Source organism: Bradyrhizobium sp. 22 (genome assembly GCF_000482425.1).
GTDB classification, from domain to species: domain Bacteria; phylum Pseudomonadota; class Alphaproteobacteria; order Rhizobiales; family Xanthobacteraceae; genus Bradyrhizobium; species Bradyrhizobium japonicum_B.
In genome coordinates, this window is sequence record NZ_KI519400.1 from 958691 (window position 1) to 978192 (window position 19502).

Annotated in this window: 1 protein-coding gene (cut by a window edge); it reads right to left on the bottom strand. The window is 66.1% G+C overall.

All coding sequences use genetic code 11. The features are described from left to right. The coding region annotated (locus K410_RS41105; RefSeq protein ID WP_245269564.1) for a tandem-95 repeat protein crosses the window boundary (this coding region is incomplete at its 3' end): on the bottom strand, positions 1-19502 show 19502 of its 28061 nt. Its footprint extends 8559 nt past the window's final position.

The following is a 19502-nucleotide window of genomic DNA, read 5'->3' on the forward strand; positions in this document are numbered from 1 at the left end:
GTCGGGATCGTATAGGAGATCGCGGCGTCCTCGGCCGAATTGACGTCGGACAGCGGCACCGACAGCACCGGCGCGTCGTTCACCGGCGTGATCGCCAGCACGAAGATGTCGCTGGCCGACGACGCACCGTCACTGGCCGTGACCCTGATACTGACCGTGCCGTTATAGTTCGCAGGCGGCGTGCCGGTGAACGTGGTGCCGTCGAAGGAGAGCCAGGCCGGCAGCGCGGCTCCGCTGGAGAGCGTCGCCGTGTAGGTCAGCCGGTTGCCGTTGACGTCGGTGAAGCTGCCCGCGGGGATCGCGACCGACAGCGCGGTGCCTTCCGGCGAGGAAACGTCGGGCAGCGGGACCGAGACCACGGGCGCATTGTTCACCGACGGGATCGTCAGGCGGAACACATCGCTTGCCGAGAGCGAACCGTCGCTCGCCGTGACCAGGATGTCGATCGTGCCGGTATAGTTGGTCGGCGGCGCGCCGTCGAATGTCGCACCATCAAAGACCAGCCACGACGGCAGCGCGCTGCCGTCGGCCAGTGTTGCGGTGAGCGTCAGCGTGTCGCCGTCGAGATCGGTGAAGCTGCCGGCCGGAACCGGGATCGTGACGCGGACGTTCTTCGGCGAGACGATATCGGCCAGCGGCTGCGCCAGCACCGGCGCGTCGTTCACCGGGGTGATCGTCAGGCGGAAGACGTCGCTCGCGGTGAGCGTGCCGTCGCTGGCGACGATCTCGATGTCGATCGCGCCGTTGTAGTTCGCCGGCGGGGTGCCGGTGAACGTCGTGCCGTCGAAGCTGAGCCAGGACGGCAGCGCGCTGCCGTCGGCCTGTGTCGCGACATAGGTCAGCGCATCGCCGTCGACATCGGCAAAGCTGCCAGCCGGGATCGTGATGGAGACCGGGGCATCTTCCGGCGACGACACGTCCGCCAGCGGCTGCGCCACGACCGGCGCATCGTTCGCCGGCGTGACGGTCACGCGGAACACGTCGCTCGCCGTGCGTTCGCCGTCGCTGGCCGTGACCAGGATATCGAAGCTGCCATTGAAGTCCGCCGGTGGCGTGCCGGTGAAAGTCGTGCCGTCGAAGCCAAGCCAGGACGGCAGCGCGCTGCCGTCGGCGAGCGTCGCCGAATAGGTCAGCGGGTCGCCATTGGGGTCCGTGAAGCTGCCGGCCGGGATCGCGATCGAGAGCGGCGCATCCTCCGACGAGGACACGTCGGCCAGCGGCACCGACAGGATCGGCGCATCATTGGCCGGGGCGATCGACACCAGCAGCTCCCGCACGGTCTGCGCGGTGCCGTCGGACGCCGCGATCTCGAGCTGGATCATGCCGTTGAAATTGGCGGGCGGATCGCCACTCAGCAGCCGCGTCTGCGCATCATATGTGAGCCATGCCGGCAGCGCCGAGCCGTCCTTGCCCCGGATCTCGACCAGCAGCGCGTCACCATCGACGTCGCTGACGAAGCCGGCCGGCAAGACCACGCTGAAGTGCCGATCCTCGATTCCCTTGAGCACGGGAACCGCGGAGATGACGGGCGCGTCGTTGACCGCCGCCACGCTGATATTGACCCGCGTCGTCGCGGTCAGGCCGGTCGAATCCTCGATCTCGTAGTCGAACCACGCCGTCCCGTTGAAATCGGCGTTCGGCGTGATCTGGAGCTGACCGAAGCCGAGATCGGTGACCGTGACACCCGATGTTGCGACGACCCGGGTGAGCACGAACGCCTGCCGGTCGGCATCGCTGTCGTTGGCCAGGAGCTGGCTCGCGAACAGCGTCAGCGGCGAGTCCTCGCGCATGTCCAGCGTGTCGGGGCGCGCGACCGGGGCGTCGGCGACCGGCAGCACGTTGATCGTGACGGTGGTCGAGACCGCGAAATCCTGCTCGTTCTTGACCGAGTAACGCAGCACCAACTCGCCGTTGAAGTCGGCGGCCGGCGTGACGCGATACTTGCCGTTCGCGAGCAGCTCGGCGCCCTCGAGCCCGACGAACATCAGGGTCGATCCCTCGGGCGTGACGTCGTTCGCCATCAGCGCGGCGGGATCGATGTCGATGAAACCGTCTTCGAGCACCTCGAAGCCGGCATCCGACACCGGAATCGGCAGCGGCACGTCGGGCGCGACCAGCAGCGTCACGAAGCCGACGCTCGAGACGCCATGACTGTCGGTGACACGATAGTGGAAGCCGGCATCGCCGATATAGCCGGCGTTCGGCGTGAAGACCGCGGTCGAGCCGACGCGAACCACCGTGCCCTGGTCGCCGTCGAACACCTCGACGATTTCGAAGCTGTCGCCTTCGACGTCACGGTCGTTGGCGATCAGCGCGGCAAAGTCGATCGTGATCGCCTGGTCCTGGGTCGTCCTGAACACACCCTGGGGATCGTTGGCCGTCCCCGCTCCGTCCGGATTGGCGATCGGCGCATCGTTCACAGCCGCGACATTGAAGGTCACGGTGCCGGTCGAGGTCTTGCGTCCGTCAGAGATCGTGTAGCTGAAACTGACCGCGCCGCTGATGTTCTCGTTCGGCACGAACTGCCAGCGTCCGTCGGGCAGCTCGACGATGCGGCCGTTGCCGGCGCTGCGTGACAGCGACTGGAAGGTGATGGTGTCGCCGTCGGCATCGCTGTCGTTGCCGAGCAGGTCGGCGGTGGTGAACTCGAACGGCGTGTCCTCGTCGGTCGCGAACACGTCGGTCGCAGCGATCGGCGCGCGGTTGGTCGAGGCGACGTTGACCTTGACCTTGCCCGTGCTCGAGCCATTGGTGTCGTCGGTCACGATGTACTCGAACGAGGCGACACCCTCGAAATTGTGGTCGGGCGTGAACACGATGTGAGTGCCGTCGAAGCTGACGGTGCCATGCGTGGCGTTGGCGACGCCGACGAAGCGGATCGGGTTGTTGTCGACGTCGTAGTCGTTGGCGAGCAGCGTCGCCGGGTCGATCAGCAGCGGCGTGTCCTCGATCGCCGCGACCGTATCCTCGACCGTGGTCGGCGGATCGTTGACGGCAGCGACATGCACGATGGCCGAGCCGGTGGACGGGCCTTCGCGATCGTCGGTCACGACATAGCTGAAGCCGTCATCGCCGGAGAAGGCGTCCGCCGGCGTATAGATGGCATAGGCTCCGGCATTGCCGTCGAAGTGCTGGGTCAGCATTGCGCTCTGGCTGTCGCCACCGAGCGTCCGCGTGAAGCGGATGTCGAGGTTCGAGGCGAACGCCAGCGGCACGTCGCCCGAGAGCGCGCCGGTCGCGCTGTCGATGGTGAGCCAGCTCGGCAGCGCCGAGCCGTCCGCGAGCGTCGCGCTCCAGACCGCGCCATCGAGCTGGCCGAGCTCGGCCGGCGGCGCGATGCTGGCATGGGCGAGCTCGACGACGAGCGAGCCGCCCGCCGGCTGGCCCAGCGACAGAATCCGCAACGCATCGCGGTCGCGATCGAAGTCGTTGCGCAGCAGATCGGTCACCGCGAAGCGCGTGGACTGGCCTTCGCGTCCCGTCAGACTGTCGACCGCGGCGTCCGGCCGCTCGCGCGTCGGCTTCACATCATAGAAGATCAGCGCCGGATTGCCGGAGACGCCGCCCTTCTCGTCGGTGCCGTCGTAGCTCAGCACGACCGTGCCGTTGAAGTCGGTCGGAACCAGGAGGTTGATCTGCTCGGGCGAGACGACGGTGGAGGCCGGGAACGGCACAATCTTGAAGGTATCGTCGACCACGGCTTCGGTAATGATCGACATCGCCGGATGGCCGTTGCCCGCGGCGATATCGAGGCGGACCGGCACCGCGCCGACCCAGTTGGCGGGCGGCATGCCGGAGAAGGTGAAGGTGGCGGGGTCGAAGCTCAGCCAGTCCGGCAGCGGCGCGCCGCTCTCGCGCGTCGCGGTGATCGCACCGGCACCCTTCAGGTCGATCGCGAACAGGCCTTGGCCCGCGAAATAGGATTCGCCCTCCAGCGCCTGGTTGATCGCCATCATCTGGCTCGCGAGATCGCCGTGCGGATCGACGACGAATTCCAGCGTGAAGCCGCGATTGCTCGAGGCGTAGGTCCCGTCGGGAAGCACGCGCGGCGGCGGCGTGAACACGACCTGCAGGCGCGCCAGCTGGGCATCCGCATCCACCGCGAAGCCGCTGAGGCCGACCGTGCGCGTCGCTGCGTCGAAGGCCAGCCAATCCGGCAACGGACGGCCGCCGATGATCGAGGCCGAAACCGTCCCGCCCTTGGTGTCGAGCAGCGCGATCTGGCTGTCATAGCTGACGCCGCCCGGCAGCGCGGCCGGATCCAACGTCATGCTGTCGGTGAAGGTCGTCGGATTGCCGCCGCCTGCTGCGGGATGCGTAAAGGTGAGCTGAACGCTGATCGGATCCGTCGTCCCTTCCGGTGGCGTGCCCGTGAACTGCAGCGTCTGGGCGTTGAAGCTGAGCCAGGACGGCAGCACGGAGCCATCGGCAAGCCCGGCCGTGACGGTCGTGCCCGCATCGAGATCGGACGCATCGAACTCGTAGTCGACCGCGAAGGCGGAACGGATCTCGTAGCCCTCGAGGACATCGGTCCTGGCATCGACGCCGCCCGAAATATCGCCTTCCGTCAGCTCGAACCGCGTGTTGAAGATCCGTCCGTTCGAGGGATCGCGCACCCAGACGTCGACGGAGAGCGGATCCATTCCGGCCGGCGGCGAGCCCGCAAACCGCATGGTGGCGGGATCGAACTGCAGCCAGGCCGGCAGCGCCGAGCCGTCGGCCAGGGCCGCGCTGACCTCGTAACCGTCCGACAGATAGCGGTGATCGATCACGCCGAGCACGGGCGAGCGCTTGAAGAACAGCACGTCGCCGTCAGCGTCGATATCGTTGCCGAACGCCTCGGCAGGGATCACGAACAGCGGACCGTCCTCCAGGCCGCTGACATAGTCGTTGCGCAGAATCGGAGCTTCGTTGCGCGGCAGCACCGTGATCGCGACATAGGCGGACGAAGTGCCGCCACGGCCGTCGCTGATCGTGTACTGGAACCCGGCGGCGCCGTTGTAATCCGGCGTCGGCCGGAATTCGATCATGCCGTCGTCGCGCAGGCGAACCTTACCGCCGTCGGCGAACCGGGCGATGCTGTCGAGCACCAGCGTATCGCCGTTCTCGTCGGTGTCGTTGGCCAGGATCGTCGCCGGGTCGATCAGGAGGATCTGGTCCTCGAGGGTCCGGGAGCCATAGTCATTGTAGGCCTTCGGCGCGTCGTTGAGCGGCTTGACCTTGAAGTCGTAGGTCAGGGTCGCCGCCGCGCCGCGCGCGTCGATCACGTTATATTCGATGCTTGCCGGGCCGAGCGAGGCCGGCGTGAAGGTGATGGTGCCGGTCGCCTGGTCGAACACCAGGCTGCCATTGTTGGCGGGGTTGTCGTCGAGACCGCCATGCAGGCCGACGAAGGTGAAACTGTCGCCCTCGATGTCGTAGGTGTTGGCCAAGAGGTCGGCGACCGTAACGGTGGTATCCTGGCCGAGACGGATCCAGCGATAGGTGTCGCGATCGCGCGGCGCGTCGTTGACCGGCGAGATCGAGATCTCGACCCTGGCGGTCGAGGTCGCGCCGCTGGCGTCGGCCAGCGTGTAGACGAAGCCTGCCGCACCGAAATAGTCCGGACGCAGCTTGAACTGGATGTAATCGCCATCCAGCTGCGCGGTGACGTTGCTGCCCTCGAAGCGGTAGTCGGGATCCTTGTAACTGTCGATCGCCTGTCCGGACGCGTTGGTCAGCGGCGCGATCGAAACGATGTGCAACTCTTCCAGACCGGCGTCGCCATCGATGTCGAAATCGTTGGCGAGCAGGGTATCGATCCGGATCCGCAAGATCTGGTCCTCGACGGCATAGACCAGCGCATCATCCACCGCCGTCGGCGCGTCGTTGACCGCCGCGAGATCGACCTCGACCCGGGCCGTGGACTCACGGCCGAACTGGTCGCGCACCGTATAACTGAAGAAGGCATCGCCGTTGTAGTTCGGCGCGCCCACGAATTCGATCTGTCCGTCCTCGCGGACACGCACGGTGCCGTTCACGGCATTGCCGACGCCGGCGAGCGTCAGGTTGACTGCGCTGTCGGCGTCATTGGCGAACAGGGCCGCCGGGTCGACCACGACCGGCTCGTCCTCGACGCCGAGATGCACGATGTCGTCGGCGGCATTGAAGCGCCCGAGCTGCTGCAGTTGATCGATCCGGTCGCGGGTCCAGACCGTGCCATTGGCGAACACGATCTCCTCGATGCCGCTCTCGGCCCCGACGAAGTGGTCGGTGACGCGCACGGTGTCGATCAAGAACCCATCCTGCCGCTCGAATTCGAGGAGGAGGTCATTGCCCTCGCGGACGACGGAAACGTCCTTCGGCGCGATCGCCGACGACAGCACCAGGCGGTCGGTGTCGGTCTCCGCGCCCTGCTCGGTGATGACGTCCTGGCCGTCGTCGAAGCCGAACACGTAGGTATCCGAGCCGGACCCGCCGCCGATGGCGTCATTGCCGCGAAGTCCCTGGAACCGGTCGTCGCCGGCGCTGCCGGTGAACTGGTCGTTCCAAAGCGAGCCGACCAGCATCTCGATCGAGGTGAGCTGGTCGCCGGCCGCTTCGCCGGCGGTGCCGAGGCCGGCCGCCAGATTGACCGCGACGCCCTCGTCGGCCTTGCTGTAATCGGCGATGTCGAAGCCGCCGCGTCCGTCGATGACATCGGCGCCGCGGCCGCCGCGGATGCGGTTGTCGCCGGCGTCGCCTCTGATCGTATCGTCCTGATACGAGCCCTGAATGATCTCGATCCCGGAGAAGGTATCGCCGAGCGCATCGCCGCCGCCGGCCGCACCATCGGCCATGTCGACGGTGACCCCTTCGGTCGACAGCGTGTAGTCGGCCGTATCGATGCCCTCGCCGCCGGTCAACTGGTCGGCGCCACGGCCGCCGATCAGGGTATCGTCGCCGGCATTGGCGATCAGAATGTCGTTGCCGCGACCTCCCGACAGGATGTTGGCGAGCGCATCGCCTTCCAGCGTGTCGTCGGCATCGCTACCGGTCAGGTTCTGGATGTTGGTCAGAACATCGCCTTCGGCATCGCCGCCGTGGGCCGTGCCTGATACCAGCGAGATCGACACAGCGGTGGCGCCGAAGCTGTAATCGGCCGTGTTGTTGCCAAGGCCGCCGTCGAGCACGTCGGCCCCTGCTCCGCCGCTCAGGACGTCATCGCCCGCGCCGCCCAGCAGGATGTCGTTGCCGCCGCGCCCCTCGAGAAGGTCGTTGCCGTCGCGGCCTTCGAGCCGGTTGTCGCCGGCATCGCCGCCGAGCTGATCGGCATATTGCGAGCCGATCAGCGCCTCGATGCCGACATAAGTGTCGCCTTGCGCGTAGCCGCCCTGGCCGACGCGCGATTCGAGGTCGGCGCGCACGAGGAAATCGGAGTTCTCGAAGCTGACGGTATCGTAGCCGTCGCCGCCCGCGATGCGGTCGGCGCCATCGCCGGCGTCGATCCAGTCGTCGCCGGCGCCTGCATCGATCTGATCGTCGCCATTGCCGGCCTCGATCCAGTCATTGCCGCCGCCGCCCAGCACGAAGTCGTTGCCGCCGAGCGCCTGGATCAGATCCGCGCCCTCGGTGCCGACGAGGTAGTCGGCCTTCGTCGTGCCGCGCAGCAGGCCGTTGTAGCTATCGGCCACCGACGCCATCGCAAAGCCGGTGTCGGTCGCGCCATCGGCGTCGGCAATGCGGTACTCGACCGCGACCTGGCCGGTAAAGCCGGCCGGGAAGCGTACGACGATAAACGTCTCGCCGTTCCATTCGACCACCTCGGCCGTGCCGCGCGGCACGCGCTGTCCGAGCGCAAGCGCATCCGCGTCATAGACGCCGTCGACGCCGACGAAGGTCGGGCGGGCACGGTTCGGGTTGTCGAGATCGTCGTCGATCACGCCGTCGCCGTCATGGTCCGCCTGCTCGACGTCGTAGTCGTTCTTCAACAGATCCGTGACGCGCAGCACCAGCGGCGCGTCGAGCGGCGTGACGAAACCTTCGTCCTGGCCGACGGTCGGATCGTCGTTGGTGGGGACGATGACGATGTCGACATAGCCCTCCGCCGAACCGTCGGCATCGTCGGTCACCCCGTAGACGAAGCCGGAGCCCTGGCTCGCATCCCGGTTCGGCGTGAACACCAGATTGCCATCGGCGTCGAATTCGATCGTGCCGTTCAGCTTCTGGCCGGCATCACCGCCGAACACCAGCGCATCCGCGGTCGTCGACAGCCGCCAGCCCAGGAAACGGAGCGGATCGCGATCCAAATCCGTGTCGTTGGCGAGCAGCGACGCAATCGGAATGACGGTGGGGATGTCCTCGTTCACATAGATGACGTCGCGATGCGCGACCGGCGGGGCGTCGCCGACGTTGTCGAACCACATCGTGACGGTGGCGCCGTCGACCGCGCCTTCATTGTCGCGGACGAGGTAGCTGAAGGTCGCCTCGCCCCAGAAGTCGGCATCCGGCGTGAAGATGATCGTGCCGTGGTCGGTGACTTCGATGTCGCCATGCACCGCGTTGCCGGCGCTCTCGAACTGAACCGCGAAACCTTCGATATCGCCGTCGTTCTTGAGCAGCTCGATGATCGGGATCTCGATCGCGTGGTCTTCCGTGCCGCGCAGGATCGGCAGGGCTTGGTCGGTATAGCTGTCGTTGCGGGCATCCGGCAGGTCGTTGACCGGCTGATAGGCCAGCGTGGCGCGGGCCCAGGCGATACCGCCGTGACCGTCGTCGACTTGATATTCGAACCAGGCATCGCCGTTGAAATTGGCCGTCGGCGTGAACAGGACGGTGTTGTTCTCGAGCAGCACGGCGTTGCCGCCATGGCTGTTGCGGACGGCGGTGACCGTCATCGTCTCGCCGTCGTGCTCGATATCGTTGGCGAGCAGCCGATCGGCACCGATCACGATCGGATTGTCCTCGCGGATCGGATCGCCATTGTCGGTCGTCTCGAAGCGATCGTCGTGCAGCTCCGGCGGATCATTCACGGGAGTGACCGTGAAGCTGACCCGGCCTGTCGAGGTCGCCCCGCTCGGGTCCGCGACGACGTAGTCGAAGTGAGCGTTGCCCCAGAAATAGGCGCGCGGGGTCACATGGATCAGGCCATCGTCGCCGATCGTGACGGTGACATCGGCGTTGGAGATCACCGACTGCACCGTGAGCCCGTCTTGGTCGATATCGGTGTCGTTGGCGCTGAGCGTGGCCGGATCGAGGGTGAAGCCCGTGCTTTCGGGCGTCGCATCGACCGTATCGTCATGCGCGACCGGCGCATCGTTGACCGCGGTGACCTGGATCGTCACCTTGGCTTCGGCCCGGCCGCCTTCGGGCGTGTTCGCCACGTAGCTGAATTCGGCGGTGCCGTTGAAATCGGCGTTCGGCGTGAAGGTGATGTTGCCGTCGCTCGCCAGCGCGACCGTCCCGTTGACGGCCTGATGGACCTGGCCGACGATCATGCGGTCGCCGTCGAGGTCGTTGGCCAGGAGCCGCTCGACGCGGATCACCAGCGAACCATCCTCGGCAACGGTGAATCCCGTATCCGGATAGGCCGTTGCGACCGGACGCACCTTGAGATCGATCGAGGCCGTGGCGAAGCCGTTATGGCCGTCGGAAATCGTATAGCTGATCGAGGCGGAGCCGTAATAGCCGTTGGTCGCGGTGTAGTGGATGTTGCCCTGGCTATCGATCGTGGCGACGCCGGAATCGCCGGCATCGACGCCGACGATCGTCAGCGCATCGCCATCCGCGTCGAAATCGTTGCGCAGCAGATCGGTCGCCTTGATGACGAGCTCGACGCCGGTGGTGACCGAGAAGAAACCGTCACCCAGGGCCGTCGGAACACGGTTGCCCAGCAGCTCCCGCAGCGTCTCCTTGGTCCAGGTCACGCCGTCTGCGAAGACGTAGCTCTCGATGCCCTTGGCATCGGTCGAAAGCGCATCGAACACGGTGAGGCTGTCGGCGCTGTTTCCGGTGAAGTGGATGACGACGGCATCCGATCCACGATAAAGCTGCTCGACATGCGCTTCCGTCGAGGCGAAGTCCGCGATCTGGATCCGGTCGGTGCCATTGGTTCCGGAATCGACGACCGTGTCGTTGCCGGCCCCGCGTCCGAACAGATAGAGATCGTCGCCGGCAGCGCCCGAGAGCAGATCGTTGCCCGCCCGCGCGGCGAAGGTGTCGTTGCCGTCGAAGCCGTAGACATTGTCATTGCCGGTGCCGTCGATATCCGACAGCGCGCGGACCCGCGTCGTGTCGCGGTTCCAGACCGTGCCGTCGGCGAAACGGATCGACAGGCCGAACGACGGATTGTTCGACGGACTGAGGGCGTCGATCAGCACCACACGATCGCCCGCGCCCGAGAACGAGAGCACGAGATCGTTGCTGTCAGGGCCGGCGCGGACGGCAGAGACGACGTCTGCGACGTTGTAGTCGGTCAGGCTCAGGACGTCGGTGCCCTTGCCGACCGCGCTGATCCGGTCGTCGCCGTCGCCGCGGCGATAGAGATAGGTATCGTTGCCGTAACCGCCGTCGATCAGGTCGTTGCCCTTGCCGCCCATCAGCGTGTCGGCGCCGTCGGTGCCGATGATGATGTCGTTGCCGTCGGTGGTGAGGCTGGCGAGGATCGCGAGCTTCATATCGGCGACGGTGTACTGCGTGCCGTCGGCGAGCGCGATCGTCTCGACCCCGGCGGAGTTGACGCCGAGCGCATCGACGATGACGATCTGGTCGGTGGTCCCGGCAAAGCGGATCGCGACATCGTCGCTGTCGGCGGCGATGCGGTGGAAGCTGATCTCGGCCGCGGTATAGCCGCTGATCTCGAGCCGATCGGCCGCGGACGAGGCCTTGTCGTTGATGACGTCGCTGCCGTCGCCGCGGGCGAAGCGGTAGGTGTCGTTGCCGGCACTACCGGACAGATGATCGTTGCCGAGACCGCCGACCATGACGTTGCTGCCGGCATCGCCGGTCAGCGCGTCGTCGGCGAAGCTCGGCGCGCGCGCGATCAGATCGGACGTTCCCCACACCGTGCCGTCGGCAAAGCGGATCGTCTCGATGCCGCCTGCGCCGAGCGCGCCCTCGATGGTGATGCGCGCGCCGGTCGACTTGACGATCAGCGTGAAGTCGGCGCCATCCTCGCTCTGCGAGACGGTGATGTCGTCAGGCGCGATATCCGCCGCCAGCAGCAGCGTGTCATTACCGGCCGCGTCGGCGATGCGGTCGTGGCCGCCATGGGCTGCGAACCGGTAGGTGTCGTCGCCGGTGCCGCCTTCGAGGCGATCGTTTCCGGTGCCGCCGTCGAGGTCGTCAGCTCCGCCATCGCCGATCAGCCGGTCATCGCCGGCGCCGCCGGCCAGCGCATTATCGAGATCGTCTGCGCGAATGACGTCGTCGCCGTCCGTCGCGGTACGGGCGAGCGCGATCAGGGTCGACGCGGTCCAGACCGTGCCATCGGCGAAGGTGACGCGCGAGACGCCCATGTCCGCCATCGCCGGAGAGCCGAGATCGACCCGATCACCGGTGCCGATGATTTCGAGCACCAGATTGGAGGCGCCGCGCACGACGCGGATATCGGTCGCCAGGATACCGGCCGCGAAGCTCAGCGTGTTGATCCCTGACGTGTCGAGGATGACGTCCTGGCCGTCGCCGCGGGCGAACACATAGGTGTCGTCGCCGCCTGCACCCTGCAGCACATCGTTGCCGGTGCCGCCGATCAGCGTATCGGCCCCCGCGCTGCCTTGCAGCGTGTCATTGCCCGCCTTGCCGTCGAGGGTGACGAGATCGCCCTGGAAGCTCGCGGGAACCGCAAGCGCGTCGTCGTCGCTCGATCCCTGCAGGGAACGGATCAGCACGTCGTTCCAGGTCCACGTGGTGCCGTCGGCAAAGGCGATCGTCTCGATGGCGCTGGCGCCGTCGAGCGCGCCGATGACGCGCACCCGACCGCCTTCGTTGTTGATCCGCAATTCGACGTCGCGGCCGATCTGCACGACGCTGACATCGGCCGCTGCGATTCCAGCAGCAAATTCCAGGCGATCGCTGCCGTCGAGATCGGACATGGTGTCGCGGCCGTCGCCGCGCGCGAAGTGGTAGACGTCCGTGCCGATGCCGCCGGACAGCTGATCGTCGCCCTGGCCACCTTCGAACACATCCGTGTCGGTGGCGAAGCTGCCGTCGCCGTAACCGGTGATGACGTCATCGCCGGAGCCGCCCGACATGATGTCGCTGCCGCCGCCGCCGACCATGACGTCGCTGCCTTCCTGGCCAGCGATCAGGTCGTTGCCGAGGCCGCCGTCGATCACGTCGTTGTCGGCGCCGCCGGCCAGCCGGTCGTTGCCGCCGAAGCCGCTGATGACGTCGTTGCCGCCATTGCCGTAAATGCGGTCGTCGAGGGCGCTGCCGTTGAGGACGTGGCCGATATCGTCGTCATTGATGCTGATCGAATTGTCGATCGCGATCGGAACGCCGTCGAAATTGGCCGAGGTCAGCGCCGCGGCGTCGACGTTAAGCAGGCGCACCAGCTCCTGGTCGGGCCCTGAACTTGCCCGCATCATGACCAGCGCATCGCTGCCCGATTGCGCCAGGAAGATGCTGCCGCCCTCGAACGGATTCGGATTGCTGGTCATCAGGCGGATGACGTCGCCGCCAGCGCCCGCCTGGAAGTCGGTGATGACGTCGGCGACGATGGGCGATGCACCCTGCCGCACCGGCAGATAGTAATAGGTGTCGCGACCGGCGCCGCCGGTCAGCGTGTCGACCGAACCGTCGGCGGAGATGTCGCCGAACTGATCGTTGCCGGCACCGCCGGAGAGGATGTCGGCGCCCTCGCCGCCTTTCAGATAGTCGTCGCCCGTACCGCCGGTCAGCACGTCATCCGCGGCACTCCCGGCCAGGAACTCGCCCGTGACGGCGACGTCCTCGACCAGGCGGCCACGCACGTCGGCAAGCGACAGCGTCATTCCGTCGGCCGCGATCTCGAAGGCATCGACAAGATCGCTTGCGTTGCTGCCGAGACCGTTGCGGACGATGATGCGATCGGCGCTTCCCGCGAAGCGGATGATCAGGTCCTGACCGAGCGCGCCGAAGCGGATCTGCGACAGGCCATAGCCTTCGATCCGCAGCGTATCGTTCGTTGCATCGCCGCCTTCGGTGATCGTGTCGTTGCCGTCACCGGCCGCGAACACGTAGGTATCGGCACCGGCGCCGCCCGACAGCGCATCGTTGCCGAGACCACCGACCAGACCATCGTCTCCCGTCCCGCCGTTGAGCGCGTCGTCGCCGGCGCCACCGAGCAGCACGTCGTTGCCGCCGAGGCCGGAGAGATTGTCGCTGCCGCCGCGCCCATCGAGGCGGTTGGCGTCGCTGCTGCCGACCATGGTGTCGGCGCCATCCTCGCCGATATACGACTGATCCCTCAGTTCGTTCATCGTCCAGACGGTGCCGTCGGCGAAGGCGATGCTCTCGATCAAATTGCTCGCATTCGCGATCACATCGGTGAGCTTGAGCTCTTCGCCGGTGTCGCGAATCCGCAGGACGAGGCTGCGCCCGTCAGGCGAAGTGACCTTGACCTCACCGGGCGCGACGCCAGCGCCGATCTCGACGCGATCGATCCCGCCGGTGTCGGTAAGCGTGTCGCTGCCGTCGCCACGGCCCCACCGGTAGACGTCGTCGCCTTGCCCGCCAAGCAGCGTGTCGTTGCCGGTGCCGCCGACCAGGATATCGGCGCCGTTCGCGCCGGTCAGGGTGTCATCGCCGGCTTCGCCGAGCAGCGTGGCCGCGCCAAAGGAGATCAGGCTGTCGTTGCCCGCGCCGCCCGCGAGGGTCTCGCCGTTGGTGGTGCCGAGGATGATGTCGGCGCCCGCGGTCGGCGTCTTCCATCGCGCCGCGATGTCGGCGAAGCTCCAGACGGTGCCGTTGGCGAAGATGAACTTCTCGATGGCCCTGCCGTCGGTGACCGAGCCGTTGTTGATGGTGATGCGGTCGTCACTGTTGCCGAATGTGACGACGAGCGTCGAGGAATTGCCGACCAGTGCGACCCTGACGTCTGCCGGATCGATGCCGGCGCCGAATTCGATCTGGTCGATTCCATTTGCGTCGGTGATGATGTCCTGACCATCGCCGGCCGCGAAGCGATAGACGTCGTTGCCCTGGCCGTCGACCAGGTTGTCGTTGCCCTTGCCGCCGATCAGGATGTCAATGCCGGCATCGCCGTTGATGGTGTCGTTGCCGCCATTGCCGTTGAGCGTGTCGTTGCCGTTGCCGCCGGAGATGACATCGTCTCCGGCACCGCCCCGGACGAGATCGTTGCCGTCGAGACCGGACAGGACGTCGTTGCCGACCGCCGAGCTTGGGACGGCTTCCGCACGCGTCAGGGTCACATTGTCGAGGGAGGCGCCGACGCCGTCTTGGTTGCCGGTGCCACGGAAGCTGAGCTGGTTGGTGCCGGCGGCTGCCGTCACCAGCACGCTGGAGCGCACCATCGCCGTGCCGGTATTGTTGAAGCTCGCGACCACCGTGCCGTTCCACAGCACGTCGAACGAGCCGTTCCAGTCCCAGGTGCGGTTGGCATGGTCGAACTGCACCAGGAACGTCTCGCCCTCGGTGAGACCGGTCACGTCCTGTGCGATCTGCACATTGCTGCCGCCGGTGCCCGCCCCGTCGAGATCGAGCCAATAATTGCCGTTGGTTGCGGTGACGCCATTGTAGCCGGAGGTGATCTGCTCGATGCCGAGCGTCGTCGCCGGCTGCGTGCTGTTGATCCGGCTCCAGCCCGGCAACGTCGTTGCCGAGTAGCCCCAGCTTTGCGGACTGGCATCCGCGGCAAGCTGCTCGAAGCTGCCGTTGACGATGAGGTTGGGACCGACCGGCCGCCATTGGACCGATCCACCGCCGTTGATGTCGTCCGCGGCGGCCGTGCCGGTCAGGGTGTCGCTGCCGGCGGTACCGACCATCTGTGCGCCACCAGCCGAACTCACCAGCGTCGGCCGGTTCGAATAGGTCAGACGCGCCTCGATATCGGCGGCGCTCCATACCGTGCCATTGGCGAAACGGACTTGCGAGATCACGGCGTCGTGGCCGTAGCGCGAGACCCAGACGCGATCCTCGGTGCCGGCAATGGACAGATAGTAATTGCCCTGGAGGTCTGAGGCGTCAGACAGGACGCTGACCTGCGCCGGGTCGATCGTCGCATCGAATTCGATGACGTTGACGTCCGAACCGTTCACGGAGTCGTTGATCCAGTCCTCGCCAAAGCCGGCAGAGAAGCGGTAAGTATCGCTGCCGAGACCGCCATACAGCCGATCGGACCCGGTTCCTCCGACCAGGATGTCGCCACCGGAATTGCTGTCCAGATAGTCGTTGCCGCCGCCGCCTTCGATGACGTCGGCGACGGTCGAGCCGTAGATGCTGTCGTTGGTGGCGCCTCCGACCATCGGGGTGCCGCCTTGATAGGGATGCTCGACCGAGCTCCAGCGCGCCCTGATATCGTCCGAATTCCAGACCGTGCCGTCGGCAAACCGGATGTCGAAATCGCCGGAGCCGAAGCCGCCGCCCCATGTGATACGGTGTTCGGTGCCCGCGACGCGCAGGATCACGTCGGCATAGGTGATGTCGCCATTATAGCCCGCCTCGTGCTCGATGATGATATCGCCGGACGAGATCGAAGAGTCGAAGACGATGTGGTTGACCTCGGAACCCCACTCGTAGATCTCATCCTGGCCGAATCCGGCCGAGAAGCGGTAGGTGTCGGCTCCCTGGTTGCCCTGCATCTGGTCGTCGCCGGTGCCGCCGACGAGGATGTCGTCGCCGGTGGAGCCGTTGAGGATGTCGTCGCCGGCAAAGCCCATGATGGTGGATGCGACGCCGTCGTTGGCCTCGAGCTTGTCCCAGCCGCTGGTCCCGAGAACGTCGGTGCCCTGGTCGCCCTGCAGGTTGACGCCCAGCCACGGCGCGGCGAGCGAGGCCATGTCGTCATAAGTCCAGATCGTGCCGTCCGCGAAATGGATCTCGGTGGACTCGTGCAGCCCGTTCAGCATGATCTGGTCGGTGCTGCCGTCGATCGTCAACATCATGCTCGGCGGGTATCCATCTCCTTCGAAAGTGAGATGGACATCCGCAGCGGCAATCGTCGCGTCGAACTCTATGATATCGGTGTCGTCCGCATAGTACGGCGTGACGTAAACCGTGTCCGAGCCGAACCCGGCCGAGAAGCGATAGATGTCGTTACCGTATCCCCCGTCCAGCTCGTCATGGCCGGCGCCGCCGATCAGGATGTCGGCGCCGTCTGCACCGTACAGGATATCGTTGCCCGCGCCGCCGATGATGGTTTCGTTTCCGGCATCGCCGTCGATGCTGTCGTCGAAGGCGGTGCCTGTCAGCGTCTGATCGGTCGCGTCGCCCTGGATCACGCTGCCCGGCAGGGCCGTCGCGGCCGCAACGAGCTGGTCGCGGGTCCAGATCGTCCCGTCATCGAAACGGACCTCGTCGACACCGGCGTTTTCATCGGCATAGGCGCTGCCGATCGTGATGGAATCGTCCGAGTTGACGGATCTCAGGATCAGGTCGCCGTACTGCGAGAAGTAGACGGCAATGTCGGAGACCGCGATGGTCGAATCGAAGACGATCGCGTTGATCGCACCGGCGTCACGGAAATCATCGATGAAATCGTTGCCGAAACCGCTGGAGAAGCGATAAAGGTCCGAGCCGGAATCGCCGATCAGGGCATCGCTGCCTGCGCCGCCATCGAAGATGTCGTCACCTTCCGCGCCCCACAGGAAATCGTCGCCGGCACCGCCGGTCAACGTATCGTTGCCGCCGCCGCCATTGAGGGAATCGTTGTTGGCCGTGCCGGTCAGCGTGTCGTCCGAGATGGCGCCTTGCACGTTGATGCCCGGCGTCGGCACCGCTGCGTTGATGATGTCGGCCAGCGTCCAGGTCGTTCCATCCGCGAAGCGGATGCCGGCAATGCTCTGGTAAGGATTCTCGCCCAGGGCATAGCGGACTTCGATGACGTCCTCGGTGCCCTTCACGTGCACGAGCAGATCGTCGGTGAGGCCACCGCCCTCATACCGGTCGTAGGGACGCAGCAGCTCGATGTCGGCTGGCGTCAGGCTGGAATCGAACTCGATCCAGTCGAGCCCGGTGTCGCCTGTGTCGATCCTGTCGTGGCCAAAACCCGCCGAGAACCGATAGATGTCGGCTCCAGCGCCGCCGGACAGGGCGTCGTTGCCGGTCCCGCCGCTCAGGATGTCCGCGCCGTCGCCTCCGTCGAGGCGATCGTTACCCGCGCCGCCGAGCAGGGTATCGTCGGCGCCACGGCCTTCGAGCAGGTCGTCTTTCGCCGACCCGCTCAGCGGATTCGGAATCGGGATATCCGACGGGGAGATCGATCGGTCGTTGCCGTAAAGGTCGACGGCGCGGGCCAGCATCTGCTGCCGGTCGAGCACTGTGCCGTCGGCGAAGCGGATCTGCTGGATCGTGTCGAGGTCGGCGATCGTGATCCGGTCGTCGGTGCCGGCGAAGCGCAGCCGGGCCTGACCGAAATCGGAATTGCCGTTGCCGTCGGTCGAGACGTAGGCTTCCAGCACGAAATCATCGATCGAGAGCGAGGCATCGAACACGATGATGTTGTTGCTGCCGTTCGACGTCGATTCCTGAATCGTGTCCTGACCGAAGCCCGCGGAGAACCGGTAGGTGTCCGCGCCGGCGCCGCCAGTCAGCGAGTCGTTGCCGGTGCCGCCGGTCAGGGCGTCGTCATAGGCGCTGCCCGTCAGCTGGTCGTAGCCGCCGCGACCATCCAATATGGCGCCAGTCGCATAGGCGGTCGCATTGAGCAGTTCGGCAGCATCGGTCCCGACGATGCCGTTGGTGGATGCCGCACCGATCTGAGTGAGGCCGCTGCGGTCGTTGGCGTCCGCCAGCGCGAGCATGTCGGCATAGTTGAGCGTGCTGCCGTCGGCGAAGCGCAGCTGCTCGATCCGGCTCCAGTCGGTGTCGATATCTCGCTGGATCGTGATCCGGTCCTCGGTTCCGACAATGGCGATGATCAGATCCTGGCCGTTGCTGGCGCGCGTCAGCGAGAGGTCGGCGGCGGTGATTCCGGTCCCGAACAGAATCGTGTCGTTGCCGTAGTTCCAGTCGCTGATGATGTCCTGGCCGTCGCCCCGGTTGAACACATAGGTGTCGTTGCCGTTGCCGCCGCGCAGCCAGTCGTTGCCGGTGCCGCCGATCAGGATATCGTCGCCGTCGCGGCCATCGAGGATCGTATCGTTGCCGGCGCCGCCCGATATCGTATTGGCGGACTGGTCGCCGGCAAAGGTGTCGTCGCCGCTGGTCGGTGCCAGCGAGCGGTCGAGCAGCTGCGCATAGCTGAGCGTGCTGCCGTCGCTGAAGCGCACCAGTTCGATCCGGCTCCAGTCGGTATCGATGCTTCGCTGGACGGTGATCCTGTCTTCGGTTCCCGCGATGGCAATGATGAGGTCCTGGCCGCTATTGCCTTGCGTCACCACCACATCCGCGGCCGTGATGCCGGCGCCGAACTGGATGACGTCATTCCCGTAATTCCAGTCGCTGATGACGTCCTGACCATCACCGCGATTGAAGATGTAGGTGTCGTTGCCGTTGCCGCCGCGCAGCCAATCGTTACCGGCCCCGCCGATCAGGGTATCGTCGCCGTCGCGGCCATCCGAGATGGTGTCGTTGCCGACGCCGCCCGAGAGCGTGTTGGCAAACTGGTCTCCGGCGAACGTGTCATTGCCGACCGTCGGCGTCAGCGACCGCTCGACCATCTGGGTATAGCTGAGCGTGCTGCCGTCGGCAAAGCGCAGCTGCTCTACTCGAGTCCAGTCGGCATCGAGGCTCCGCTGGACCGTGATCCTGTCGTCGGTCCCCGCGATGGCGATGATGAGGTCCTGGCCGTTACTGCCCTGCGTCACCACGACATCGGCGGCCGTAATGCCGGCACCGAACTGGATGGTGTCGGTCCCGGAACCCCAATCGCTGATAATGTCTTGGCCGTCACCGCGGTTGAACACATAGGTGTCGTTGCCGCCGCCACCGCGCAGCCAGTCGTTGCCGGTCCCGCCGGTCAGAATGTCGTTGCCGTCACGGGCATCCGCGAAGGTGTCGTTGCCGGCCCCACCTGACAGCGTGTTGGCCGCGTTGTCGCCGTTAATCGTGTCGTCGCCCCAACCGCCCTGAAGCGGGGTTGCGCCGCTCGCGGTCAAGATCTGGTTGGCAACCACCGTGAACGCGGCACCGGCAAAATTGACGCTGGTGAGGCTGGTCGGCGAGACGTTGTCCAGCCGCAACAGCAGCCGTGCATCGGCCAAGCGCTGCGTGCCCTGCTCCGCAAAATAGATCAGCGTGTCGGAGCCGACCGCGCGCGCCAGCAACGTGCCGGACAATCCTTCGGCAATGGCGATGTTGAGACTGTCGCCGGCGTCGCCGCCCTTGAAATTCGTGACGACGTCGACACGGTCGCCCCAGCGCGAAAGCGGCACGAACAAGTCATA